Origin of the sequence: Chryseobacterium sp. S90, assembly GCF_047444895.1 — a bacterium.
Lineage (GTDB): Bacteria > Bacteroidota > Bacteroidia > Flavobacteriales > Weeksellaceae > Chryseobacterium.
In genome coordinates, this window is record NZ_JBLGCX010000002.1 from 274,770 (window position 1) to 299,133 (window position 24,364).

The window sequence follows — 24,364 nt, forward strand, 5'->3', positions numbered from 1 at the left end:
AAAATGAAACATAGAATATTAATGAGTCTGCTTGTTATCTCTTCAGTTCTGGTGTCATGCCAGGATAAAAAAGGCGATAATCATAATGTTAATGTGATTGATGTTAAAGAAAGTTCGGCAGGTTTGCAGTTTAATCAAGATGTTAATACTATGCTAAAAAAACAGTTAGAATATGGAAAACCTTCTTTTGATAATCCATACCAGTATTCTGAAAAAGATTTGGAAGTAACAGCTCCTATATTAAGCCAGTTGCTCTTGGATAACGGTTATAAAACCATCGGCAATGAAGAATTTAATAACAAAGTAAAGCAGATATTTAACCGGATTATTGATAAAAACTCAGCCAGTAAATTTCTGTATATTAACTTTATTGATAAGTGTGATAAGGGATTAAACTACACTCCAAATAATGCAGAAAATAATGGAATGTTTGTTGTTAAAAACCAAAATTTTATTACTGATCTTTATCCGTTGCCCGCAATTATTGATTATCAGAAAGCATACACTGAGACGGCTCAGGAAGAAAATTCAGCTTCAAAAACCTATAAAGATGCAAACGGAAATGAAGTGAAGAAATATTTATGGAAAGATACTTCCAATCTGAAGGAGCAGAGAAAGAAAAATATACAAACATTAATTGCGCGCAACCTCTATCTGTTTAATGATAATAAAGCTCAATACAAATGGCTTACCCTTAATGATTCATATTTTATGGATGCTTTAGTAAAAACATTTGGATATACACAAGATCCTGATTTATTGAGATGGGTTGTTGAAAGATCAAAATTTGATAAAAAAGATCCGTCAGATTATGGTAAACTATTCTGGATTAAAGACTGTGACGAAAGTGTAAGACTTCATGCCAATACCTTTAAAGTATTGCAAAAACTCTATCTTCCTAATGATTCCTCTGAAAACAGATTTATTCTGGATAATATTAAATCTTATTTAGAATATCTGGAGAATAATGATAATCCTGAATCAAAAGTTTTGACAGAAACTGAAAAAGTAAAAATAATGGCTAATCTGGCTTATTTTGCTGAGCAATATAAGTACAATCCTTCTTATAATGACGGAACAAAAATGATGGGTAGATTGCGTTTCTTTTTGGGTAATAGCTCCAGAGATATTTTACAGAAAAATAATTATTTCAATCTTCCAAAATTTAAAGAATGGTGGGACAATGCAGACTATGATGAATATTTCGTAGAAGAATGTGAATACAATGGAACATGCGGTCCAGACAATCAACCTATGAATATTACAGAATGGAGAAAACAGCATCCTAAAAAATAATATTGAAAGCACAGTTAAATCTAACTGTGCTTTTATTTTAAAAACACAACAATGATAAAGAAGATTATAATTTCTCTGACTATCTTAATATTGAATGAATTGTATTCACAAAATACATCGTTGAATATAAAAAACTCTTTTCTGCCTGTTCTTAAGTCACAGCTTTCAGCTGGAGCAACTGAAAAAAATGATACGGATTACCCAACCTATAAGTTTACATTAAAAGATATAGAAGCTACTGAATCTATTATAGCAAAAGAATTAGAAGATAATGGATATAAGAAACCAGATGCAGAAGAATTCATCAAGAAAATTAATACAATCTTCAAAAGGGTAATTGATCCTAAATCAGAATCTAAGTACTTACATATCAATTTTGAAGATAAATGTTCGAAAGACTTGAAATTGTATAAAAATTCAAACAGTATTGATGTAAATCCATACAGCACTTATATTTTTAAGAATGGACTTTTCATTTCAGATTTATACAGTATTCCTGAAGTACTGGATTATACCAAAAGCTCTGAATTATCTAGATTTGAAAGTGATGCAGAGAATAATAATCGTATAAAAGATGTGAAAATATTTTATTGGAAAGATATGACTGGTTTAAAAGAACAAAGAAAAACAAATGTTCAGAGAATCATCGCCAGAAATATGTATTTGTTCAATGATAATAAGACATATATCATCTGGTTGGTAACTCATGATAAAAACTTTATAAAGTTATTGGTTAAAAATTTTGGTTATGATAGAGAGCCTAAGTTTAATGAAATGCTTATTAATGAATATATCCAACTTAAAGATCAATATAAAATAGGAGAGCTTATCTTCGCTAAAAACTGCAATAAAGAATTAGAAATACGGAATGGAATATTGCAGAGTTTGGCTGATAGCTATCAAAGGAGTTCAAATCCTAAAGATTTATTTGGATTAATGGAGTTCTGTTCAAAACTATTAGAGACAGATGAATACGATAATTATTCTGAAAAAGAGAAAATTAAAATGGTAGCTTATCTGGCAAATACCTATGATTTTCTCTTCAAAAAGAATCATAGGAATCAGGAGGGTTGGGATCCGCGATGGAATATTTTAGGAGCATATTTTGAAGATGATTCAAGAAGTAAAATTAAATGGTCCCAGCTAAAAGAAGAAATGCAAAAGAATAATTACTATAATTTATCTAATTTAAAAGAAGTCATGGCCTATGCCGAAGGATTTGATAGCGTAGGTGCCCCGGATTAATTTATAAAAATAAATGTGTCTTGACAATGGACAAAATAAAAAGCCAGTTCTTAAAGTATTTAGGAACTGGCTGATTATTTTAAATGATAATTTTAAGGAAGCGTTGAAAAATCGATATTAGGAGCTTGCGAAGGTGCTGTAACAGAAAACTGTGTGCCGGGTGCAACAGTTGTATTAAAAAATCCTCCATTTTGTAAAAAGAAAGCATTGCCGGCCGCTCCTCCCATTGCATCTATTCTTTGTTTTGCATTATAGGTGTTATCTACACTAAACTTTGCTCCCGAAACAGCAATCCAGCTTCCGTTTGAAGTTCTTACCCACTGATTTTTAAATTCTGCTTTTCTGCCCTGATATCCATTTTCAGGATTGAAATTTTCAACGAAGCTATAGAAGCTTTTAAGATAAGTACTGGTTTGAGGTCTTTTCCAGCTGGCGATCAGTTTCCATGTTGTTGTATCAGGTGATAAAAACCAGGCTGTAAAATCTGTTTTCCCGGTTCCGTCCGGTTCGCCTTTTAATAAGAATTTATAGGTTTGTCCTGCACTCCAGTTGTATTTATAATAGCTTTGTCCACCAGAACCCTCATTACCAAATTCTCCAATTGTTACTCCAGCACCTGCTCTGTTCAGAATAATTTTATGGTCAGGAGGAATATTATTCGGATCATCAGTATCAAATGGGCTCCACACAGAGAATAAAATTCTTCTTTCTGTGTCAGAATTCACCTGCATTCCAAAATAGCCTGCACTAAAACCATTAGCCATAAAATAAGAACCAATTTTATCTTCTCCTGCAGGAACTGTTACTTCGTTGTAATAATAGCTGACATTATTGGTAGTTGGAATTACATAGTTCAGGTGGCAGGAAGGTCCTCTGCGCGACCAATAATAGTAAGAAGGATCATTACTGTAAACATTGGTGCCTGTAGAAGCTGTACCGCTGAAAGTCACATCACTTACATCTGCAAAGTAACCACCGGTTTTAGAGACGCCCTGAAGATCAACTTTTACATAACCCGGCGTGGTAACGGTAAAATCTCCAACAGAGTAATCTTTATACCCTGATCCCGTTAAAGTAACATTTTTGGATGTGCTGCCTATGGTTATTTTTACAACGCTTGTACCCGAAGGAACAGAAGCTTTTAGCCCGATGTTTAATGTTCCTGTATTACTTACTCTGAAATAAGTGCTGATAACAGTTGAGGAGTTGGTCCAGTTACCTAAATTGGAGGAAGTGATCACTTCGCTGGCTCCCGAAGGTTTTACTGTAAAAAAAGAATTCCCGGCAACAGGTACATTGAAGGACAATGCGTTCTTTAATGCTGAGACATTTTTTTGTGCAGCAGCAGTGTCCTCTGTTACCATAGGTGTTTCTGCACAGGATTGAAAAACAAGCAGAGCGACACCCAGAAAAGTATCGGCAAATAATTTTATTCTCATAATAGTATTTGTAATTTGGTTTACAATACTAAATTAAGTTTTACCGATCAAATAAAAAATTAATTCCCATCTTTTTGATTAATTTTTATTTTTTTGAACAGATTCGTTGTCTAAAAGTATAATAGGTTTAAATCATCGTTTTTCAATATTCTTGGGAAATATTAGGAGGAAAAGAGAGGTATATAAAAACAAAAAAACCTCTAAACTGAATTAGAGGTTTTCAAGTGGTTTCTCCAGGAATCGAACCAGGGACACATGGATTTTCAATCCATTGCTCTACCAACTGAGCTAAGAAACCATTTATGTTTTTGTTTATTACTTCGTTGTTTTAAAGTGATGCAAAAGTAGTAAGTTTTAGTATACAAAGCAAGTATTCATCGTACTTTTTTTGAATAAAGTTAAAAACTTACTGATTATCAGCCGGATTATTTTCCTGCTCCTTTCTGATCTGCTCACTCATCTCTTCCAATACCGGTTTGATCGTGTTTTCCGGAAGATCACTGATTCGGATATACATCAATCCGTCTATCGCATCATTGAAGTTCGGATCTACGTTGAATGCAATTACTTTTGCATTTTGCTTGATGTATTTTTTGATCAGAACAGGCAGTCTCAATTCAGGCTCAAGATCATCAATAATTTTGTCCAGTTTATTAAGATCAGATTCCATTTCCTCAAAGAAAATATTTTTATCCCTGTCACGAAGCTTTACCTTATATTCATTCCTTGGAGTGATATATTGTGCTACTGCAGAATCAAAATAATTGGAACGCATAAATTCAATCATCAGAGATTTTGAAAATTCCGAAAATTTATTCGAAATACTCACACCGCCCATAAGGAATTTATGATCAGGATTTCTCAGGCATACATGTACAATCCCTCTCCATAAAAGGAAGAGTGGAAGCGGTTTTTGCTGATATTCCTGGCAGATATAAGCACGGCCCATTTCAATTACCTTTTTAAAGAAAGGGTGGATGTCCTGTTCAAACTCAAATAAAGAGCTTGTATAGAAGCCTTTGATGCCATATTTCTTCATGACCTCTCTACCTAATGCCATTCTGTAAGCACCCGCCAGTTTTTTCTCACCATTGTCCCAAAGGAAAAGATGATGGTAATGCTTATCATATTCATCAAGGTCAAACGGAAGATTACTTCCTTCACCTACCGCACGGAAAGTAAGCTCTCTCTGGCGTCCGATTTCCCTCATAATAGAAGGGATTTCCTCGTAAGTGGTAAAGTAGATTTCGTAATTTCCGTTACTGAACAGCATTTTATCAGTTCCTCTCAATTTATCAACATCTTTAATGATGTCTTCCAGAGGTGTTTCATCAATGATATTCTGAACAATATTTTCTTCTTTCAATAAAGGAAACTTCACAGATAAATTCTGAAGATTGATGCTTTGAGCAAGAGATTTTCTTTTTTCATAGTAAGATTTCATCATATAAACCTTACGTTTCAGAAACTCTCCCAATTCCTCAATTGTTTCCATGTCATCCATTGCCTTTACAGTGATTGGGCGCCCGATTCTGATTCTGATAGGTTTTTCTCTGTCATTCATCATTTCTGCGGGAAGCATCAAAGTCTGTAAATTCGGATGAAGCTTAGCCACCTGATAAAAAAGACGGCTGTTCTTAGCATGGAAATACATAGGAACTACCGGCACTTTAGCCATCCTTATAAGCTTAAGTGCCGTTTTTTCCCATTCCTTATCTAAAATTTCTCCGTAAGGATTGTTCTTGTTGGAAACTTCTCCTGCAGGGAAAATGCCTACACAGCCTCCGTTTTGTAAATGCTTGAGTGTTTCACGCATTCCTGAAGAGCTGCTGTAAGCTTCTTTTCTGTTTTCAAAAGGATTTACAGCGATTACAAACGGTTCCATTGGTTTGATCTTTTCCAAAAGGAAATTTCCCATTACCTTGAAATCCGGGCGAACCTCTGATAAGACCTTGCACATCAAAATTCCGTCAATTGCACCCAGCGGGTGGTTTGAAACCAGAATAAACGGTCCCGTTTTCGGAATCTTTGCCAGATCTTCTTCAAAAGCTACATAGCTTAGGTTTCTTTCTCTTACAAATGAGTCGAAAAAGTCTTTGCCTTCCTTATCTTTTAGTTTGTCGTATAATTTATTTACTTCGTTTATTTTAGCAATGCTCATCACAGCAGATGCTACCGGATTCTTGAGGAACCCAAGTTTACTTAAGCCGGAAGCTTTGATCAGATCGTTTTTCGAAATTAAACTCATGTGTGTTTAGTCGCAATTAATATTATTGTGTTACCATTTGAAGAGTATTCTTGGAAATTTGTTCCAATAATACATTTTTTTCATGGTAAAATTTATCAATGTGATCCATCTTCGCATTTCTTACTGTGAATAAAGATACATTTTTAATTGCTTCGGTTTTAAAAATTTTTTGAAGCTCCTGATTGAGTTCATCTATATGATTAAATTTATCTTCCAGGCACAATGCCAGTGAGATAGCAGAATTCTGCATCAGAGAAACCTTGATCTTATATTTAGACAGATATCCAAAAATTAAGCTCATATGGTCTTCTGCAATAAAAGAAAAATCTCTTGTTGATATTTTCAGAAGATCCTGATTTTCTTTTAGAATATAAGATTCTTCCTGTTGGTTTTTGTCGGAAGCACCTACTTTGGTTCCTTCTTTAGTAGGATCTACGAAAGATTTTACATAAAAAGGAATACTTTTTTGCTGTAATGGCTGTAATGTTTTCGGGTGAATAACGCTTGCTCCGTAATAAGCCATTTCAATCGCTTCTTCATAAGAGATGTTGGAAAGAAGAGAGACGTCATTGAATTTTCTTGGATCTCCTGTCATTACTCCCGGTACATCTTTCCAGATCGTCATCGCTTCAGCATTTAAGCAATAAGCAAAAATAGCAGCAGAATAGTCTGAACCTTCTCTTCCTAATGTTACCGTAAAATTGTTTTCGTCAGAACCAATGAATCCCTGGGTTACATAGCAGATCTCAGGATTCAGATTAGAAATAAATTCTTCAGTTCTCACCCAATCCACCGTACCTTCTCTATATGAATTATCCGTTTTCACATAATCTCTGGCATCAAGCCATTGATTGGTAAATTGAATTTCATTCAGATATTCACTCAGGATTTTCGTGGAAATCATTTCTCCGCAGCTTACTACCTGATCGTAAACAAAGTTGTAGTTGGGAGATTTATTTCTTCTTAAAAAAGAATCAATATCATCGAAAAAGAGATTGATTTCTGCAAAAACCGCATGATTTTCAGGAAAAAGACCTTCCGCAATCTCCATGTGTTTTCGTTTTATCTTTTCAATCTCAGTTTGATAGTTATCTTTTTTGAAATAAAGTTCTACAACTTTTTCCAACTCGTTTGTCGTCTTGCCCATTGCTGATATCACCAGCAAACATTTGGCAAATCCCTGGCTTTTTAGAACCATAGACACGTTTTTCACACTTTCGGCATCTTTTACAGATGCTCCACCAAACTTGAAAATTTTCATTAAATTGTTAAAAATAAAATTGTTAGATAAAAAATTACATGAGTTTTTTACGGACGTCAAAATTATAAATTTACAACGAGATATGAAATAGCCTGACCCGGAGATCGAATTAAGATTTCCTTAAAATCAACAATTAATGAAATAATTTGAATTTTTCCAGTCTCTGATATAACAAATCCGGAGACATTATTTTTAATAACCGCACTGTGTTGTGCTTGATTTTATTTGTATCATATTGGAATACAGTTAATAAGCTCTTTTGTAATTAAATTTTCTTAATGCGATAAATTTTCCGAAATTTGGGCAAAACGTAAAAAGAAAAATATGTCAAATCAACCATTACAGACTTTAGGAGAATTTCTTATAGATAAACAGGACGATTTTCAATATTCTACAGGTGAATTTTCTCGTCTTCTGAGCGCAATAAGATTGGCTTCGAAAGTGGTAAACAGAGAAGTAAATAAAGCCGGAATTGTAGATATTACAGGAGCTGCCGGAAAGCAGAATATTCAGGGTGAAGAACAGCAGAAATTGGATGTGATTGCGAATGAAATTTTTATTACGGCTTTGTCTCAAAGAGAGGTTGTTTGCGGTATTGCGTCTGAGGAAAATGATGATTTTATTGATATTAAATGTGGTGAAAATGGACATTTAAGTAAATATGTTGTATTGATTGATCCTTTAGACGGATCTTCCAATATTGATGTAAATGTTTCAGTAGGAACTATTTTCTCTATCTACAGAAGAGTTACTGAACCTGGAACTCCTGTACAGCTGGAAGACTTTTTACAGAAAGGAATCAATCAGATTGCAGCGGGATATGTTATTTACGGTTCTTCTACAATGATTGTTTATACAACAGGAAACGGAGTAAACGGATTTACGTTAGATCCTTCTCTAGGAACATATTATCTTTCTCATCCTAACATGACTTTCCCGAAAACAGGTAAAATTTATTCTATCAACGAAGGAAATTATATCAAATTTCCTCAGGGAGTAAAAAATTACCTTAAATATTGCCAGATGGAAGAAGGAGATCGTCCTTATACTTCAAGATATATCGGTTCTTTAGTAGCAGATTTTCATAGAAATATGCTGAAAGGAGGAATTTATATCTATCCTTCTTACTCACAGGCTCCAAATGGTAAATTAAGACTGTTATATGAATGTAATCCTATGGCATTCCTTGCAGAACAGGCAGGAGCAAAAGCAACTGACGGGTTTAGAAGAATTCTTGAAATAGAACCTACAGAACTTCACCAGAGAATTCCGTTCTTCTGTGGAAGTATAGACATGGTAGAGAAAGCAGAAGAATTCATGCGTATCGACAGTGTAAAATAAATGGACGCAAATTATTTACAATATTTATTACAATTTAAACGCCCGAGTGGAACATCTCGCGGCGTTTTGCTTGATAAGGAAACCTTCATCCTCACTATTTCGAAAAACGGAAGAAAAGGAGTAGGAGAATGTGCTATTTTCAGAGGACTGAGTTTTGATGACAGAGCCGACTATGAAGAAAAACTGAAATGGCTTTGCGAAAATATCAATCAGGATGCATCTTTTTTGGAAGAAGAACTGAAAGAGTTTCCATCCATCTGGTTTGGGTATGAACAGGCTGTCCAGAACCTGAAACATGGTGATAGTATATATTTTCCAAGCGAATTCACTGAAGGTAAATCAGCGATTACCATCAACGGCCTGATCTGGATGGGAGAAGTTGGGTACATGGAAGAACAGATTCAGGAGAAACTGGAAAAAGGATTTCATTGTATTAAATTAAAAATCGGGGTCGATTGGGAATCTGAGCATATTATTCTCCAGAAATTAAGAGAGAAATTTTCTAAAGATCAGCTGGAGCTTCGTGTGGATGCCAATGGAGGATTCAGCAAAGAAGAGGCCGTTACTGTTTTACAGCAATTGGCAGATCTTCATATTCATTCCATTGAACAGCCTATCAAAGCCGGAAACTGGGATGATATGGCAGAATTGTGTGCAAAAACTCCCACTCCGATAGCTTTGGACGAAGAACTGATTGGAATTATTGATCCTGAAAAAAAGAAAAAACTTTTAGAAAAAATACAGCCGCAATATATTATTTTGAAACCTGCATTGGTAGGAGGTTTTTCCGGTTCGGATGAATGGATTTCTCTTGCAGAGACTCTAAATATAGGTTGGTGGATCACTTCAGCTTTGGAAAGCAATATTGGATTGAATGCCATTGCCCAATATACATTTACCAAAAAAAATCCAATGCCTCAAGGTTTAGGCACTGGAGCTTTATTTGTAAATAATTTTGAATCCGATCTAGAACTCAGAAATGAGCTGCTATGGTTCAAAAAATATAACTGAAAAGTTAATTAACATAATGGTGGAGGTGAATCCGGGCATGTGGTCTGGCCGCAATAGTCAGGCCCCCATGATCTGCAGCACATCGCAACCGGATTCCAGCTGTTACATCCAAGTGGCGGTCTTCCTCCTTTGATCGTTTTTAATTCTCCTCTTTTGATTTTCTTTAGATTTTTCATGATATTAATTTTATTTGATTGATAAGTAAATGTCGAAAACTTTTTTCAATTATACAACAAGTGGGGAATTATTTAATAATATTTAACAATTCCTCTGAAATATTTGTATAGTATTGAATATGAATTGGATTGATTTCTGTTTTTCTACAAGTAATCCCTTCCTGTTCAGAATATTTAAAATGTTTTTAATCCGGTCTGTAGGAAAAACCTGGTAGTAGTGGATCGAATACTTTGTTGATTTAGAGGTTGTTACACAATTAAATCACATCTTTTACGAAAATAGCTTTCTTTATATAGTTTAATATATCAGAAAACCTTTTTTTAATCTGTCCCATAATTAAAAATTGTAATTCCCTAATGTATGAATTAGCAATCATTATGCCATACTGCTGCATCGGGCTAATTTTAACATAAAGTTCTTTTTTTAAGAATTATTTTAATTACTTATTAAGAAATAATTGTGAAAATGTTTTCGTTATCCCTAGTTCGGTTGGTGATAAGATTTCTGTCTATTCCGTTTAAAGTCTGAAAAATATCGGTCTGTACCTGCGAGCTGGAGAGGTATCCCCAGTGGTTTCCCACTTCATATTTGAAACTGTTCAGAAGGTCATCTTTTACAAATGTACAGTCGATAATAGAAACAATATCTTTGTAATCACTAATATCACTTGGTCCGTTTTTACCAAGTCTTGGGGTAAGAATATTTTTTGTAAACTGAGAAATTCCCAAAACCGCGTCCTGTCTGTTCAGGTAAATAGAAATTCGGTTGGCGAGTAATGGCAGTTTATTATAAGAATCTTCAGAATCTTCAAATACTTTATAGCTGACATCCGCATTCAGCAGTAAAACCTGATCGATAACACGGAGTATATTTTCCCTTTTAAGACTATATAACATGCTTTGAAGTACTCTGTTTCCCAGGGAATGAGCCATAAGATGAATTCTTTGATTGCAGGGTGCAAGATCCCGGTTGGAAAAGATGTCTTTTAAAAATTGGGTGTAGAAATAAAACAATCTCATCAGAGATGTCCCGGAATTGATACTGGAAGCCTTATCATCAAAATAACTCAATGGAATAATACTTCCTGAGGCGGGCCAGCTTACGAATAAAATATGCTCTACAGGAGATGCCGGATTATCAATGAATATTTTCTTAAGATCAAGAATAGCCTTTAATTCATCATCAAAATCATACAGATAACCGTGGATGAATATCAGGACATCACTTCTATCTTTAGTGGAAGACATGTTTTTGTACAGTTCATAGAACATTCTTTGAGTTCCACCGAGATTATTGGCTGTAAGAGGAGATTTTTTAATTCCTTTTTCACTCAGAAGAACATCCAAAACTTCTTCATAACCCTGTTTTTCAGGTTCGGAGAAAAACTTATAGTTTAAGATATTCCTGTTGGTGTAATCTTTTTTCTTTTTGGCTTGAGCTGTGGGTTCTTTGTAGTTGTCAAAATCACATTTGGCGATCCTGAAATTGGGAATTGAATATTCATCATTGGAAAAAGAATCTACTCTTTCACCTTTATGACGAACGATCTTCCGGTTACTTAAGATATAAACGGCCATGATTGTTAATTGGTTAAATGGTTTTAGCTTTCCGAAATTAATGAAAATTACTGAAATACAAAGGATAAGGCTTTTAAATTATCACTTTTACAAACGCTTATTTTTCCGTAACTTTGTGAAACTTTTTTTGCTAAAAAATAAAAGCTACTTTAATGGAAGAAGAAAAAAAATCACTCAATTTTATTGAGCAAATTATAGAAGATGATATGGCAAACGGTCTGAAAAGAGATCAGATCCGTTTCCGTTTTCCACCTGAACCCAATGGTTATCTGCATGTAGGGCACACAAAAGCTATCTGCATCAACTTCGGTTTGGGTGAAAAATACAATGCTCCTGTAAACCTTCGTTTTGACGATACGAACCCTGAGAAAGAAGAGCAGGAATTCGTAGATTCTATTATGAAAGACGTTGAATGGTTAGGTTTCAAATGGGATAAAGTTTTGTACGCATCTGATTACTTCCAGCAGCTTTACGATTGGGCAGTTCAGTTAATTAAAGAAGGAAAAGCTTATGTAGATGAGCAACCGTCTGAAGTGATTACTGAGCAAAGAAAAAATCCTTCAGAACCGGGAATTGAATCTCCATACAGAAACCGCCCCGTTGAAGAATCATTAGATTTATTCGAAAGGATGAAAAACGGAGAATTTGAAAGTGGTTCAATGTCTCTTCGTGCAAAAATCGATATGGTTTCGCCAAACATGAATATGCGTGACCCTGTGATGTACAGAATTTTGAACAAACCTCACCACAGAACAGGTACTGCATGGAAAATCTATCCGATGTACGACTGGGCTCATGGTGAATCCGATTATATTGAACAAATTTCACACTCGCTTTGTTCTTTGGAGTTTGAAAATCACAGACCTTTATACAACTGGTATTTAGATCAGGTTTATGAAGAAGGAAGGGTTAAAAACAAGCAGAGAGAATTTGCGAGAATGAACGTTTCCTATATGATTACTTCCAAAAGAAAGCTTCAGAGATTGGTAGCAGAAGGGGTGGTAACCGGATGGGATGATCCTAGAATGCCTACTATTTCAGGGATGAGAAGAAAAGGATTTACTCCAACTTCCATCAGAAACTTTATTGATAAAGTAGGGGTTGCGAAAAGAGAAAATCTTATCGAAATTCAATTGCTGGACTTCTGTGTACGTGAAGATCTTAATAAGGTCGCAAAACGTGTAATGGCTGTTGTGGATCCTGTAAAATTAGTGATCGAAAACTATCCTGAAGACAAAGAAGAATGGTTAGAGACTGAAAATAATCCAGAGCAGGAAAATGCGGGAACAAGAGAAGTTCCTTTCTCAAGAGAATTATATATTGAGCGTGAAGACTTCAAAGAAGAAGCTAACAATAAATTCTTCAGACTGAAATTAGGCGGAGAAGTTCGTTTGAAATCAGCTTATATCATCAAAGCTGAAAGAGTAGAGAAAGATGAGAATGGAGAGATCACGACCATCTATGCTACTTACGATGAAAAGAGTAAATCCGGAAGCGGAACAGAAGAAAGTTTAAGAAAAGTAAAAGGAACTCTACACTGGGTATCTGCTAAACATGCAATTCCTGTAGAAGTAAGAATCTACAATCAACTGTTTACAGTAGAACAACCTGATGCTGAGAAAGATGTTGATTTCCTAAACTTCATCAACCCTGAATCTATGGCTACCGTGAAAGGTTTTGTTGAGCCAAGCCTTAAAGATGTTGCTGTGGGTGAGCCTCTTCAGTTCCAGAGAATAGGATATTTTACAAAAGATCAGGATTCTACAGATGAAACTATGGTATTTAACCGTACAGTAACACTGAAAGATTCTTTTAAACCTTAATAATTGTAAGGAACAGATAATAAAAAGAGCAGGACTTAATCCAAGTCCTGCTCTTTTATTGGTACATAATATCATCACAAACTGAAGGAGCAGCAATCTTATGTTGGATTTTTGCTAGTTTATATTTTCTAACAAATTCACTATCCCTTCACCCCTTTGACCCATTCCTGGAATCTGCCTACCTGTTCCATGATGAAAGATTCGTGTTCTTCTTTCTCTTCAGGACGGTTGACCAGAATATGTTCAAAATAAGTTCCTTTTAATACTTTTCTTATAATACCTTCTCCTAAGAAAGGTTTGTAGTCATTTAGAGCCTGGGTAGCTTTCAGTAAATGTCGGATATCATACTGTAACGGATTGATGTCCGGAACCTGTTTGTTAAGATTCAGAAGTTTGTAAACGGCTATTCTTGCTGTTCTCACAGAACTTTCCATAGTGAATACAACATCATTATTGGTCTCTACAAACTGTCCTACAAGACCTAAGTTGGTACATCCTTCAGGAACTACTCTCGGACGGTCTCCCTGCGCTCTCGGCATAAACATAGAAGTGATATAAGGCATAAATGCTGTACGTACAATTGTATTTTCTAACACGTTATCCAGCTGATCTGTTATTCCTAAGTGATAACATAGCTCGGAAAGAATCTCATTTCCGGTACATTGAGGCATTGTTTTTTTGATATAATTACCTTCTTTATCCATCAGTAAGGCATATACCCATACCACCAATATATCATCCGGCTGGGTTGGGAAGTGAGGCTGTCTGTTGCAGGTAAAACTCATTACCCAGTTAGAGTCTGTAATCGTAATGATTCCTCCTGTAGCAGTTCTTCCGGAATAAGGATCATTCACACACATTTCTTTCAGTTTCTCGGTAAATGCGGAAGGACGGCACGTTAAAGTCGCAGATTCCCATGAAGATTTTTCAATGTGACTACAGAATTTTTCAGGTTTCCCGAAAACTTCAGATTTCGCAGCAAGATTTTTCCACAGTTTCCAGCCTGCGCTTTGTCCTGCACTGCTGTTGTCTATAGTAACTTCAGGAACGGTATTGTTGTCTCCGTAAAAAGTACTTTCTGTCATAGATCCGGTTGTCACAATAACATAATCATCTTTACCAATCGGTATTCTTACTTCCTCTCCGTTTTGTTCAGTAATAATTCCTTCTACTGTTTTTCCTTCTGTATTGATATGGATGTCAAGATCTTTTACCAAAGTATTAAACTGGATTTGCACTCCTTTTTCAACCAGGAAGTTTTTTAATGGAGTTACATAGGTATCATACTGGTTGTATTTAGGAAACACAAGACATGAAAAGTCTTTCATTCCGTCAATCGCATGAAGGAATCTGTGCATATAAAGTTTCAGTTCCAGTAAGCTGTGCCAGTTTTCAAAGGCAAACATAGAACGCCAGAAGAACCAGAAATTACTGTTCAGGAAGGATTCTGCAAAATAATCTTCAATCGTAAGATCATCAAGCTCTTCTTTTTTCTTCAACAGCAGTTTTACAATGGCCAGCTGATCCTTTTTCTCAAGTCCGAATTTGCTGAAATCCTTGATCTGTCCCTGGTTATGAATTAACCTTGCTTTAGAATAATTCGGGTCGTTGTCATTAATAAGACGGTATTCATCCAGTACACTGTAAGGTGCAGGCAATTCCAGAGCGGGAATATCCTGGAACATATCCCACAGATTTTCATAGGTCATGTCCATTTCCCTTCCCCCACGGATAATATAGCCGTCTTTTGCATTACCGGCGCCATCCAGAGATCCGCCTTCAACATTTAGCTGATCGAGGAAAATAATGTTTTTGCCCGGAACACGTCCGTCACGGATGAAATAGTAAGCTGCCGACATTCCGGCAATTCCGCTTCCTACAATATAGATTTTACTGTTTTCATAAGACTGTAAAGGAATTCCTTTATTACGTTGATAATTTCCGATCTGGTCGGAGAAAGGCATTGTTTTTTCAGGAGTGTTAATCTGAACTTCTTTACTTGAATCCGGTTCGTGGTTTACTTTTCCAAACTGGTCAGAGGCATTTAAAACGTTGTCGAATTTTGAATTGATCGTACTCATCTTTTATTGTTTTTAATTAACAGTATAAAGGTACCTCTATTCAAAAAGCGATATATATCCCCAATTTCAGAATTATTATCCCCAAATTCTCATGACTGAATATTTTCTTTATTTCTATACTCTGAAGGAGAGAGGGCAGTATGTTTTTTGAAAAAACGTCCGAACGCAGAAGCTGAATTAAACTGAAGTTCAAATGCGATCTCTGAAATTGTAATATCAGAATTCCCAAGCATGACGTAAGCTTCTTTCAGCAATGTTTCATCAATAACCTCATGAGGTGTTTTTCCACTTGATTTTTTAATAATTTCTATAAGATATTTATTAGAAACATGCAGCTGATCCGCATAAAACTGAACCGTTCTCTCCTGTCGGATATTTTCCCTGATCAGTTTACTGAATTTCAGATAAAGGTCTTTTTTTCCATCCTCTTTTCCCGGAGTTGAAGAATTCTCCTGTTCCATAATCTCAGCGGTTTCCAACAGCAGATTGAAAATAATGGTCCGGATAATCTCTTCTGTAAATTTACCCTGCTTCTTCGATTTTTTTTCAAGATAATCCAGAAGGTTCTGGAGTAATGAAGAATTTTTTGAAGTGGTTTTTATAATACTGTAAGACCCTTTGGAGAACAGATTCATTTTTTCAATGATAAAGGGATTGGAAATATTTTTAATCAGAAAATTTTTGTCAAAAAACAGCAGTTTCATAGTGAAGTCGTCACTGGTCTTTCCAAACTTTACAATAGTGGAAGGGGCAGCCATAAGAAAACTGTGTGCATCTACTTTATATTTCTGACGGTCTATCTCAATATTGATTTCTCCTGCAGTACAGATGCATAGCGCATAATAATCCATTCTGAAAGGAGCTTCAGGAAACTCAAAAATAGGTTTTCCGGAAGAAATATAGTAAGATTGCCGGCAGTCAATACTGTAAAAGGATAGCGTATCATGTAAATTTTCATAGGTTACCATTCTTACGTATTGGTTAAATTTTTATTGTGTTTTTAAGTGGTTTTAGTTTAAAACTTCTGTTGCTACTGCAATTTACGGTTTTTATAAAAGCTTTTAAGTTTTATGTAGTAAAAAAAACTTTTTTAGGATATGGCAGGTAGTCTGTTTTTATGGAGGTTATTTATAAAAAAAGGTCTAAATAAAGGCTTTTGGGTTATTTTTATCTAATTTTGCACTTTCAAATTTCCCCAAAATATTATTGTGAGACTAATTAACGTATATACAAGTTCTTTTAAAGGGCTCTCGCAGGAGAGTTGGATGCTGGCGTTGGTAATGCTCATCAACAGGGCTGGTTCTATGGTACTTCCGTTTCTGGGAGTTTACATGACTAATCATTTACATTTCAGTATTGAAAATTCAGGAATTGTACTGAGCTTTTTTGGAATTGGTTCGGTGATCGGATCATGGCTGGGAGGGATGATTACTGATAAAATAGGGGAATATAGGGTACAAAGTCTGAGCTTACTCCTCAGTGTTCCTTTATTTTGTTTAATTCCGCTTTTCACAACGGAAGCAGGATTGGCAGGAATTATTCTGGCTCAAAGTATTGTAAGTGAAACTTTTCGTCCGGCAAACTCAGTGGCGATTACCAAATATGCAAAACCTGAAAATATCACCAGAGCCTTTTCGCTGAACCGTATGGCTGTAAATCTTGGATTTTCTATTGGGCCCGCATTAGGAGGTATTTTATCTGCTATTTCATATGAATTTCTGTTTTTCAGTAATGCACTGGCTGCTTTGCTGGCAGGGCTGATGTATATCTGGTTTTTTAAAGACCGTGCAAGATTAGCTAAACAGCAGGCAAAAAAGGTAAAAGAAGCCATTGTTATTAAAAAAGAAAGTTCTCCATATCGGGATGGTAAATTTTTGATTTACTGTATATTCTGTATGCTATTTTCAATATGTTTTTTCCAGTTGTTCAGTACGCTGACCATATTTTATAAAGATACGGCACATATGAGTCAGCAAAATATCGGATATATTCTCGGATATAGCGGTTTTCTGATTGTATTGCTTGAAATGGGACTGGTACAGATTGCGGAGAAGTATTTTACTTTAGCTTTTACCATGCTTATCGGAACTTTCCTTTGTGGAATTTCTTATGTAATGCTGGCTTTCGATTATAGTATGATTACTCTTGTGCTCTCTATGACATTACTTTGTGTGGGAGAAATATGGACACTGCCTTTTATGTCAACCATTACAGCATTGCGTTCAGGAGAGAATAATAAAGGTGCTTATATGGGATTGAATGGAATGTCATTCTCCATTGCATTTATCGTTACTCCTTATATCGGAACACTGATTGCCGAGAAATTAGGATTTAATACATTATGGATTGGAACAGGAGTACTGGCAACGGCTATTGCTATCGGTTTTTACTTTATCATTCCATGGATGCTTGAGGATAAGAATAAAGCGGAAGGAGAAATGATGTAAGTATTGAGTCAGTTTAAAAAATAAAGCTTCGGGCAATTTCTACGAAATTGCCCGAAGCTTTTGTTATATATGAGTTGTTTACTATTTAGATCTCGAAAGAATAGTATTGACAATCATACTGGCATGAATTCTTGAGTTTTCAATAAACCAGAGATGAGTATCTTTTCCTCCACACACCACTCCTGCAAGATAAAGGTTCGGAACATTGGTTTCCATCGTTTCAGGATTATAGAATGGATTCAGGCAGTCTCCGTTGAGTTCAATACCTGAGTTTCTCAGAAAATTAAAATCAGGAAGATACCCCGTCATGGCCAGCACAAAATCATTATCAATTTCGTGAATTTCTCCTTTCTCATCTTTAAAAACAACCGTGTTTTCTTTAATCTCGATCATTTCAGCATTAAAATGAGCCTTAATACTGCCTTCTGCAATTCTGTTTTCTATATCCGGTTTTACCCAGTATTTTACACTTTTGGAAATTTCGGAATGAAGAACAATCATGGTTACTTCAGCTCCTTTTCTATAAGTTTCCAAAGCTGCATCTACCGCAGAATTACTTGATCCTACAACTACAATTTTCTGTTTTGCATAAGGATAAGGTTCGGTATAATAATGCTTGACCTTTGGAAGGTTTTCGCCGGGAATATTCATAAGGTTGGGGATATCATAAAATCCGGTAGCAATCACCAGGTTTTTGGCGAGATAAGTTGCTTTGCTTGTTTTTATCTCAAATAGCTCATTGTTTTTGGAAACACCCAGCACTTTTTCGTACAGATTAATGTTAAGATTTTTTTGTCTGGCAATTCCCTGATAATATTCCAGCGCTTCTTGTCTTCCCGGTTTGGGAGCAGTTGAAATAAATGGAATTTCGTCAATTTCCAGTTTTTCCGCAGTGGAGAAAAAACGCATATATAAAGGATAATTGTAAAGAGAGTTCACAATGGTTCCTTTTTCTATGATTAAATGGCTAAGATTATTTTTTTTTGCTTCAAGGGCACAGTTCAAACCGATGGGGCCGGCCCCGATAATGAGAATATCGAACATTTCCATCTAACAAATGTACGATGTAATTTTTAAAATGAGAAGCTATAACCTATCAACTCTCATAGTCTTTATCTCTTTATATCATTTACCGCTTGGCATCAGTTTTGGTGTTTTTAATGAATTGCAAAATTAAAGATATGAGAAAATTACTTATTCCATTGGTTGTTTTAAGTTTTGTTGTAGCCTGTAAGAAAGAGGCTGGAAAACCCGTTCCCAATATGATAGATTCCATCGCACAAAATAAAACAGACAGTGCGGGTACCGTTCAGAATATTGTGAATAAAGAAGCAGTTTTGAAGCAGACCAATGATGAAGTTTTGAAAGCTCTGAAAAATAAAGATTATACCAGTTTTGCATCCTTGATCCACCCTGAAAAAGGAATTCGTTTTTCGATGTATGCTTTTGTGGATATAAAAGGAGACAAGCATTTTTCTAAAGCAGATTTTGAAAAATATCAGCCTACCAAAACGTTGTTTACCTGGGGAGCACATGACGGCTCTGGAGATCCTTATAAGGCAACGGTTAATGATTATCTTGGTAAATGGGTTTTTTCTAAAGACTTTACCGCATCTCAATATTCACTGAATAAATTCATTGGCGGAGGTAATTCTCTGAATAATTTAAAGGAAATTTATCCTAAAGATGACTTCACCGAAAACTACATCAAAGGAACCGAAAAAAATGGCGAAATGGATTGGAAAACACTCCGTTTTGTATTTGAAGAATTTCAGGGGAAATATTATCTGATTGCTGTGGTAAATGACCAATGGACAATTTAAAAGTTAGAAGTTAGAAGTTGAAGTGGCATGTAAACTTCCAGCTTCCAGCCTCTAACTTCCTTTCTTTATATTATAAAATTTCAGTCAGTTGACGGGTTAGGTTTTTTCTTGAGAACTGTTCAATATGCTGAGTGTTTTCGAGAAGATTTCCGTTTTTCCAAAGGATAAATTTTTCAAGAATAAACTTCTTGACGGTTTCTGTATCCTGATAGCTGAAATGTTTTCCTGCCTGGGTTTCATCCAGAATTTTCGCTACATCAGCTTTATCCGGACCGAATGACAGAATCTGTTTTCCTGAAGCCAGATATTCAAATATTTTTCCGGGAATTATTCCTTTTGAAGATTCATTCGGGAAATTGGTAATGAGAAGCAAATCTGAGTTCTGCATTTCCTCCACAGCTTTTCCGTGTGCAAGATATCCAAGGTTCTGGATATGATTTTTCAGGCTTGAATTTTCGATAGACTGCAGGATTTTATCATCTATTCTTCCTACAAATTTCAATTTAAAATCAGTTGCAAATTCAATATTTTCCTTAACCAGTTCATCAAGTGCTTTCCAAAGATTTTCAGGATTTCTGAGTTGCTCCAAAACACCGATATAACTTAGAGTAAATGCACTGCTCATTTGCCCTGTTACACTTTTATCAGAATCACTTTCATCAAATCCGTTCGTAATGCAAACCGCATTGGCTCCTGCTTTCCGGAAGTTTTCTGCATCGGTATAACTTGTAGCCAGAGTGATATCCGCATTTTTAAATACAGCACCTTCAAGCTGACGGTGTTTTTTATCTGAACTTTTGGTTAGTTTCAGATGTTTGTAATAGGAAATTTCTGTCCATGGATCACGGAAATCGGCAATCCATTTCAGATCAGGTATTTTATTTTTAAGTCCTAAACCAATCAGATGAAGCGAGTGGGGTGGACCAGAGGTTACAATCGTATCTATTTTATTTTCTTTCAGGTATTTTTCCAGAAACTTAACGGAAGGTTTTACCCAAAAAACTCTGGCATCAGGAATAAAAAAGTTACCTCTTACCCAGATCGAAAGTTTGGATTTCCAGCTTTGATTTTTTCCTACATCAAACTGCCCTGCTTTAAATTTTTTATTGCTTTTATTCAGTTTTTCAGCCAATTGATAAGGTTCCCAGATCCTGGTTTTTACCATCTCAATATTTTCAGGAACATCTTTCATCAGCGTTTCGTCCAGCAAAGGATAGCTTGGATTTTCCGGAGTATAAATGATAGGTTTCCATCCGAAATCCGGCAGATATTTTGCAAACTTCAGCCATCTTTGAACACCAGGACCTCCCGCAGGAGGCCAGTAATAGGTGATAATCAATATTTTCTTCTGTTCCATTTTTTAATTTCTATGTCATTCTGAATGAAGCGGAGCGCAGTGAAGAATCTCACTCTATATCTTCATTGAGAAATTTCCAATCTGGATTGAATTCTTTAATTAAGTTTTCTTTCTTTTGTCTGGTCCAGCCTTTTATTTGTTTCTCTCTATTTATTGCTGTCTCAATGTCACCAAAATGTTCAAAATATATTAAATAAAAACATTTGTATTTTGAAGTGAAACTCTTTTCAATAGCTTCTGGATTTTTATGCCAGTATAATCTGTTCTTCAAATCGTTGGTAACTCCTGTATACAATACTGTCTTTATTTTATTAGTCAGTATATAGACATAGTAATTATGAGTACCTAACGTTTTCATTTGAGATTCTTCATTACGCTTCGCTTCATTCAGAATGACATTGTGCAATATTTTTTAAACTGTTTGTTCAGCCAAAATTTCTTTTTTCTTGTTTTTATTCATCCAGAAAATTCCAAATGCTGACAACAGGATGAATAAACCGAATGACAGCAGAGAAAGCCATTTTCCTTTTTCAATTACTTCAGGCTCAAATACCATTCTGATATGGTGGCTTCCTGCCGGTACATGCACTGCACGAAGCAAGTAATCTGCTTTCACATAAGGAACCTCTTTCTCATCTACCAGAACTTTCCATCCGTGAGGATAATAAACTTCGGAGAATACTGCTAATTGAGGCGTCTTCGACTGAGATTTAAATTCAAGTTCGTTCGGCTGGTATTTCGTAAGATTGATAAATGCTGTGGAGTCAGCCTGAACTAGTTTGTTATCAAAATATGATTTATCGGATGATGCAATAACTGCTGTTTTCTTGTTGTCAATAGTCCCGATGGATTTAATTTCCTGATTAGGAGTATTTACAAACTTTAAATCACTTACAAACCATGCATTTCCGTTGGCTTTTGGATTAGGAACAACCTGTGGCTGCTCAGGTCCTCCGAAAACCATATACTTGGCATTTAATAAGTTTAAAATATTAGGTGTTTTTACACTGTCTACATTATTGATGTATTCATTCAGAACATCATCATATCTTCTTAGTTTTACTGCGTGGTAACCACCAATTGATGCTTTAAAATAAGAGGTATTGGTTTCACTTGTCACACCCAGCGTCTGGTTGTAAATTCTGTAGTGTGTCTTGTCTTTTTCAGCAATTGTTTCCAATGTTTTGTTGATATTGACATTGGATAAAATGGATTCCAGATTGGGATTTCCCTGAACTTTTTCAGCCAGCAGATCTGAACTTTCTGTTTGGAAAGGATTTTCAGCAAAGATTTTATCTACGTAGTTTTCGTCATTCAGATAACGTTTGTTTACAGTCCACAGATCAAATAAACTTACAATTCCAATTATTACCAAAGCAATATTCTGATTAAGCTTTTTCTTTAAAGTTAAGAATAACGCTGCTGCAGTAATGGCTACATAAATGAACGCTTTTATAGCATCTATTCTGAACAGTTTATATCTTTCATCTACAAGATAATCCAGTAGGAAGGGAGGGAAGTAAGTCTTTTCGCCTTCTGTAGAAAAACCTAGTAATGATTTTCCGAAGATCAGAAGAATTAATAAAAATCCTAAAGTTCCACCTCCAACATACATAAGGATTTTCTGCTTATATTCTTCAGTAAGTTTTTCATCTGTGAAGAATCTGTATAATCCCAGAATGGCAATTAGAGGGAATAATAATTCCACTACAACCAAAATTGAAGAAGGTGCTCTGAATTTATTATAAAACGGAACATAATCGATAAAGAAGTCAGATAATGGCATAAAGTTGCTTCCCCAAGCCAGTAAAATAGTCAGGATAGAAGCGCCTAAGATCCAGTAACGGTATTTTTTTCCGGCAAAGAAGAATCCTAATAAAGCAAGGAAACATACAATGGCTCCCTGATAAGCAGGTCCTGAAGTCCCCGGCTGATCTCCCCAGTACGTCATTCCGCTGAAGCCTTTAGAGATTCTGTCCATTTCCGCCTGTGAACCTACATTTTCCTGAACCAGTTCCTGAACTCTGTTCATCATTTCTTTTCCTTCCGGTTCCTGACTTCCGCCACCCATCAATCTTGGAATGAAAAGGTTTAAAGTTTCAAGCTGTCCATAGCTCCACATCAGCATACTTTCTTTATCCATTCCGGATTTTCCTGAAGTATGGCTGTCGTTATCTAAGATCTGTTTTCCACGAACTGTTTCTTTTACATATTCAGAATTAGCCATGATTCTTTGTGAATTCATTCCAACTCCGATGATGCATGATGCTGCAATAATTCCTGATGAAATAAGGAAATGCTTCATCGGTGTTTTTTTCTGTATTGCTCTGATCAGTTCAGATAAGAATAAAAATCCTAGTGCAAGGAACAGATAATACGTCATCTGCGGGTGATTGGCTGCGATCTGAAGCCCCATAAAAAGGGTAGTAACAATGAATCCCCAGATGTATTGTTTTCTGATATAAACCAGTAAAATTCCGGCTAACAGCGGTGCAAAATACTCAATGGTGTTTACTTTACCATTGTGCCCGGCTGCAATAATGATATAAAAATAGGTGGAAAGTCCGAAGAAAGTAGCTCCTAAAAGCGCATACTTCCAGTTTCTGGCTACTACCATTCCCAAAAGGAAAAAACCTGCAAACAGAAGAAAAAGATAATTGACAGGTCTTGGCAGGAAATTCAGATTGCTGTCGATTTTCTTGATGATATCCCCTTTAAACTGGCTTCCCATCTGATAAGTCGGCATTCCTCCAAACATGGAGTCACTCCAATAGGTTTCATTTCCGGTATTCGCTCTATAGTCGAGCAGTTCTTTCGCTCCTCCTCTGTATTGCACAATATCGTGCTGGAAAAGTTGTTTTCCTGTTAATACAGGGGTGGAATATAAAAATGCTAAAACTATAAATACTACTAATGAAGCTGCAATATAAATGAAGTTTTTATTTTTTGCCATGCTGGTTATTATCTTTTATTTCTTGGAATGTTTACCTTTTGTCCTTACTCTCTTTTACCTCTTCATAGTCTACAGTTTCTGCATCCCATTTAAGGTTCTGTTTGTTATTCTTATTCGAGTTGTGTATGTCCTGCTGCCCGTTGTTTTGATTATTGTTATTAAAACGGTAACTATAAAATGTCTTAAAAAAAATCCTTTTCAGGATATTCCAGACAAAGAAAATAATAATGGCAGTGAGTACTAACTCAAGAATGTACTTCATAATGTTAAAATTTAAAGTTCAGG

19 protein-coding genes and 1 tRNA gene are annotated in these 24,364 nt (G+C 35.5%); 7 read left to right on the forward strand and 13 right to left on the reverse strand.

Translation table 11 applies throughout. The annotated features are described in order from the left end of the window. Positions 1–3: 3 nt before the first annotated feature. Together ACLMCG_RS08995 and ACLMCG_RS09000 are read left to right on the forward strand one after the other, a co-directional pair. Positions 4–1,296, forward strand: a complete 1,293-nt coding sequence (locus tag ACLMCG_RS08995; RefSeq protein WP_413960564.1) for a hypothetical protein — start codon at positions 4–6, stop codon at positions 1,294–1,296. 51 nt (positions 1,297–1,347) lie between these two features. Then, positions 1,348–2,541 carry a hypothetical protein gene (locus ACLMCG_RS09000; protein WP_413960563.1) on the forward strand — a complete coding sequence of 398 codons (1,194 nt, stop codon included), beginning with the start codon at positions 1,348–1,350 and terminating at the stop codon, positions 2,539–2,541. 92 nt (positions 2,542–2,633) lie between these two features. Here the strand turns inward: ACLMCG_RS09000 and ACLMCG_RS09005 are convergent, their stop codons facing one another. The 4 genes from ACLMCG_RS09005 to ACLMCG_RS09020 form a co-directional block, all read right to left on the reverse strand. Further along, on the reverse strand, positions 2,634–3,980 hold the full coding sequence (locus ACLMCG_RS09005) for a DUF3472 domain-containing protein (RefSeq protein ID WP_413960562.1): 1,347 nt from the start codon (positions 3,978–3,980) through the stop codon (positions 2,634–2,636). A gap of 225 nt (positions 3,981–4,205) precedes the next feature. Continuing rightward, positions 4,206–4,278: transfer RNA gene (locus ACLMCG_RS09010), tRNA-Phe, on the reverse strand. Between the two features lie 108 nt (positions 4,279–4,386). Further along, the gene (locus ACLMCG_RS09015; RefSeq protein ID WP_142718592.1) at positions 4,387–6,228 is read right to left on the reverse strand and encodes a lysophospholipid acyltransferase family protein; all 1,842 of its coding nucleotides are present in this window, start codon (positions 6,226–6,228) and stop codon (positions 4,387–4,389) included. Positions 6,229–6,250: 22 nt separating this feature from the next. Continuing rightward, on the reverse strand, positions 6,251–7,489 hold the full coding sequence (locus ACLMCG_RS09020; RefSeq protein WP_223599282.1) for an aspartate kinase: 1,239 nt from the start codon (positions 7,487–7,489) through the stop codon (positions 6,251–6,253). 324 nt (positions 7,490–7,813) lie between these two features. On the opposite strand from ACLMCG_RS09020, the gene fbp reads away from it, so the two are divergent. Beyond that, positions 7,814–8,830 carry a class 1 fructose-bisphosphatase gene (gene fbp / locus ACLMCG_RS09025; protein ID WP_413960561.1) on the forward strand — a complete coding sequence of 339 codons (1,017 nt, stop codon included), beginning with the start codon at positions 7,814–7,816 and terminating at the stop codon, positions 8,828–8,830. Then, entirely contained in the window at positions 8,831–9,841 is a 1,011-nt protein-coding gene (gene menC, locus ACLMCG_RS09030; protein WP_413960560.1) for an o-succinylbenzoate synthase, read from the forward strand. Between the two features lie 8 nt (positions 9,842–9,849). Here menC and ACLMCG_RS09035 read toward each other — a convergent pair whose 3' ends face one another. Beyond that, complete coding sequence (locus ACLMCG_RS09035) at positions 9,850–10,017, reverse strand: bacteriocin-like protein (RefSeq protein WP_156118473.1); 168 nt, start codon at positions 10,015–10,017, stop codon at positions 9,850–9,852. A gap of 447 nt (positions 10,018–10,464) precedes the next feature. Continuing rightward, the gene (locus ACLMCG_RS09040) at positions 10,465–11,595 is read right to left on the reverse strand and encodes an alpha/beta hydrolase (protein WP_413960559.1); all 1,131 of its coding nucleotides are present in this window, start codon (positions 11,593–11,595) and stop codon (positions 10,465–10,467) included. A 152-nt stretch (positions 11,596–11,747) separates the two neighbouring features. On the opposite strand from ACLMCG_RS09040, the gene ACLMCG_RS09045 reads away from it, so the two are divergent. Continuing rightward, positions 11,748–13,418: a glutamine--tRNA ligase/YqeY domain fusion protein gene (locus tag ACLMCG_RS09045; protein ID WP_223599285.1), complete on the forward strand. Its 1,671-nt coding sequence runs from the start codon at positions 11,748–11,750 to the stop codon at positions 13,416–13,418. 140 nt (positions 13,419–13,558) lie between these two features. On the opposite strand, the gene ACLMCG_RS09050 is transcribed toward ACLMCG_RS09045, so the two are convergent. Continuing rightward, a complete protein-coding gene (locus tag ACLMCG_RS09050; protein WP_413960558.1) occupies positions 13,559–15,499 on the reverse strand; it encodes an oleate hydratase in 1,941 nt (646 codons plus the stop codon). Positions 15,500–15,588: 89 nt separating this feature from the next. After that, on the reverse strand, positions 15,589–16,467 hold the full coding sequence (locus tag ACLMCG_RS09055; RefSeq protein WP_413960557.1) for a helix-turn-helix domain-containing protein: 879 nt from the start codon (positions 16,465–16,467) through the stop codon (positions 15,589–15,591). A 297-nt stretch (positions 16,468–16,764) separates the two neighbouring features. Here ACLMCG_RS09055 and ACLMCG_RS09060 point away from each other — a divergent pair, with 297 nt between their 5' ends. Then, complete coding sequence (locus ACLMCG_RS09060; RefSeq protein ID WP_413960631.1) at positions 16,765–17,946, forward strand: MFS transporter; 1,182 nt, start codon at positions 16,765–16,767, stop codon at positions 17,944–17,946. A gap of 81 nt (positions 17,947–18,027) precedes the next feature. On the opposite strand, the gene ACLMCG_RS09065 is transcribed toward ACLMCG_RS09060, so the two are convergent. Then, a complete protein-coding gene (locus tag ACLMCG_RS09065) occupies positions 18,028–18,996 on the reverse strand; it encodes a YpdA family putative bacillithiol disulfide reductase (protein ID WP_413960556.1) in 969 nt (322 codons plus the stop codon). A 131-nt stretch (positions 18,997–19,127) separates the two neighbouring features. On the opposite strand from ACLMCG_RS09065, the gene ACLMCG_RS09070 reads away from it, so the two are divergent. After that, positions 19,128–19,769, forward strand: a complete 642-nt coding sequence (locus tag ACLMCG_RS09070; RefSeq protein WP_413960555.1) for a hypothetical protein — start codon at positions 19,128–19,130, stop codon at positions 19,767–19,769. 70 nt (positions 19,770–19,839) lie between these two features. Here ACLMCG_RS09070 and ACLMCG_RS09075 read toward each other — a convergent pair whose 3' ends face one another. From ACLMCG_RS09075 to ACLMCG_RS09090, 4 genes are read right to left on the reverse strand one after another with little or no spacing between them, the layout of a single operon-like run. Beyond that, on the reverse strand, positions 19,840–21,126 hold the full coding sequence (locus ACLMCG_RS09075; protein WP_413960554.1) for a glycosyl transferase family 1: 1,287 nt from the start codon (positions 21,124–21,126) through the stop codon (positions 19,840–19,842). 49 nt (positions 21,127–21,175) lie between these two features. Continuing rightward, on the reverse strand, positions 21,176–21,484 hold the full coding sequence (locus ACLMCG_RS09080; protein WP_223599291.1) for a GIY-YIG nuclease family protein: 309 nt from the start codon (positions 21,482–21,484) through the stop codon (positions 21,176–21,178). A 54-nt stretch (positions 21,485–21,538) separates the two neighbouring features. Beyond that, a complete protein-coding gene (locus ACLMCG_RS09085) occupies positions 21,539–24,079 on the reverse strand; it encodes a YfhO family protein (protein ID WP_413960553.1) in 2,541 nt (846 codons plus the stop codon). Between the two features lie 31 nt (positions 24,080–24,110). Continuing rightward, on the reverse strand, positions 24,111–24,341 hold the full coding sequence (locus tag ACLMCG_RS09090) for a hypothetical protein (protein WP_309421883.1): 231 nt from the start codon (positions 24,339–24,341) through the stop codon (positions 24,111–24,113). Positions 24,342–24,364: the final 23 nt, after the last annotated feature.

What these genes read in the sequence shown, in the direction of transcription:
- ACLMCG_RS09050 (WP_413960558.1), bottom strand. Translation starts at nt 15,499, where the DNA reads ATGAGTACGATCAATTCAAAATTCGACAACGTTTTAAATGCCTCTGAC.
- ACLMCG_RS09045 (WP_223599285.1), top strand. Translation starts at nt 11,748, where the DNA reads ATGGAAGAAGAAAAAAAATCACTCAATTTTATTGAGCAAATTATAGAA.
- ACLMCG_RS09015 (WP_142718592.1), bottom strand. Translation starts at nt 6,228, where the DNA reads ATGAGTTTAATTTCGAAAAACGATCTGATCAAAGCTTCCGGCTTAAGT.
- ACLMCG_RS09090 (WP_309421883.1), bottom strand. Translation starts at nt 24,341, where the DNA reads ATGAAGTACATTCTTGAGTTAGTACTCACTGCCATTATTATTTTCTTT.
- ACLMCG_RS09020 (WP_223599282.1), bottom strand. Translation starts at nt 7,489, where the DNA reads ATGAAAATTTTCAAGTTTGGTGGAGCATCTGTAAAAGATGCCGAAAGT.
- ACLMCG_RS09035 (WP_156118473.1), bottom strand. Translation starts at nt 10,017, where the DNA reads ATGAAAAATCTAAAGAAAATCAAAAGAGGAGAATTAAAAACGATCAAA.
- menC (WP_413960560.1), top strand. Translation starts at nt 8,831, where the DNA reads ATGGACGCAAATTATTTACAATATTTATTACAATTTAAACGCCCGAGT.
- ACLMCG_RS09065 (WP_413960556.1), bottom strand. Translation starts at nt 18,996, where the DNA reads ATGGAAATGTTCGATATTCTCATTATCGGGGCCGGCCCCATCGGTTTG.
- ACLMCG_RS09070 (WP_413960555.1), top strand. Translation starts at nt 19,128, where the DNA reads ATGAGAAAATTACTTATTCCATTGGTTGTTTTAAGTTTTGTTGTAGCC.
- ACLMCG_RS09040 (WP_413960559.1), bottom strand. Translation starts at nt 11,595, where the DNA reads ATGGCCGTTTATATCTTAAGTAACCGGAAGATCGTTCGTCATAAAGGT.
- ACLMCG_RS08995 (WP_413960564.1), top strand. Translation starts at nt 4, where the DNA reads ATGAAACATAGAATATTAATGAGTCTGCTTGTTATCTCTTCAGTTCTG.
- ACLMCG_RS09055 (WP_413960557.1), bottom strand. Translation starts at nt 16,467, where the DNA reads ATGGTAACCTATGAAAATTTACATGATACGCTATCCTTTTACAGTATT.
- ACLMCG_RS09060 (WP_413960631.1), top strand. Translation starts at nt 16,765, where the DNA reads ATGCTGGCGTTGGTAATGCTCATCAACAGGGCTGGTTCTATGGTACTT.
- ACLMCG_RS09075 (WP_413960554.1), bottom strand. Translation starts at nt 21,126, where the DNA reads ATGGAACAGAAGAAAATATTGATTATCACCTATTACTGGCCTCCTGCG.
- fbp (WP_413960561.1), top strand. Translation starts at nt 7,814, where the DNA reads ATGTCAAATCAACCATTACAGACTTTAGGAGAATTTCTTATAGATAAA.
- ACLMCG_RS09000 (WP_413960563.1), top strand. Translation starts at nt 1,348, where the DNA reads ATGATAAAGAAGATTATAATTTCTCTGACTATCTTAATATTGAATGAA.
- ACLMCG_RS09085 (WP_413960553.1), bottom strand. Translation starts at nt 24,079, where the DNA reads ATGGCAAAAAATAAAAACTTCATTTATATTGCAGCTTCATTAGTAGTA.
- ACLMCG_RS09005 (WP_413960562.1), bottom strand. Translation starts at nt 3,980, where the DNA reads ATGAGAATAAAATTATTTGCCGATACTTTTCTGGGTGTCGCTCTGCTT.
- ACLMCG_RS09080 (WP_223599291.1), bottom strand. Translation starts at nt 21,484, where the DNA reads ATGAAAACGTTAGGTACTCATAATTACTATGTCTATATACTGACTAAT.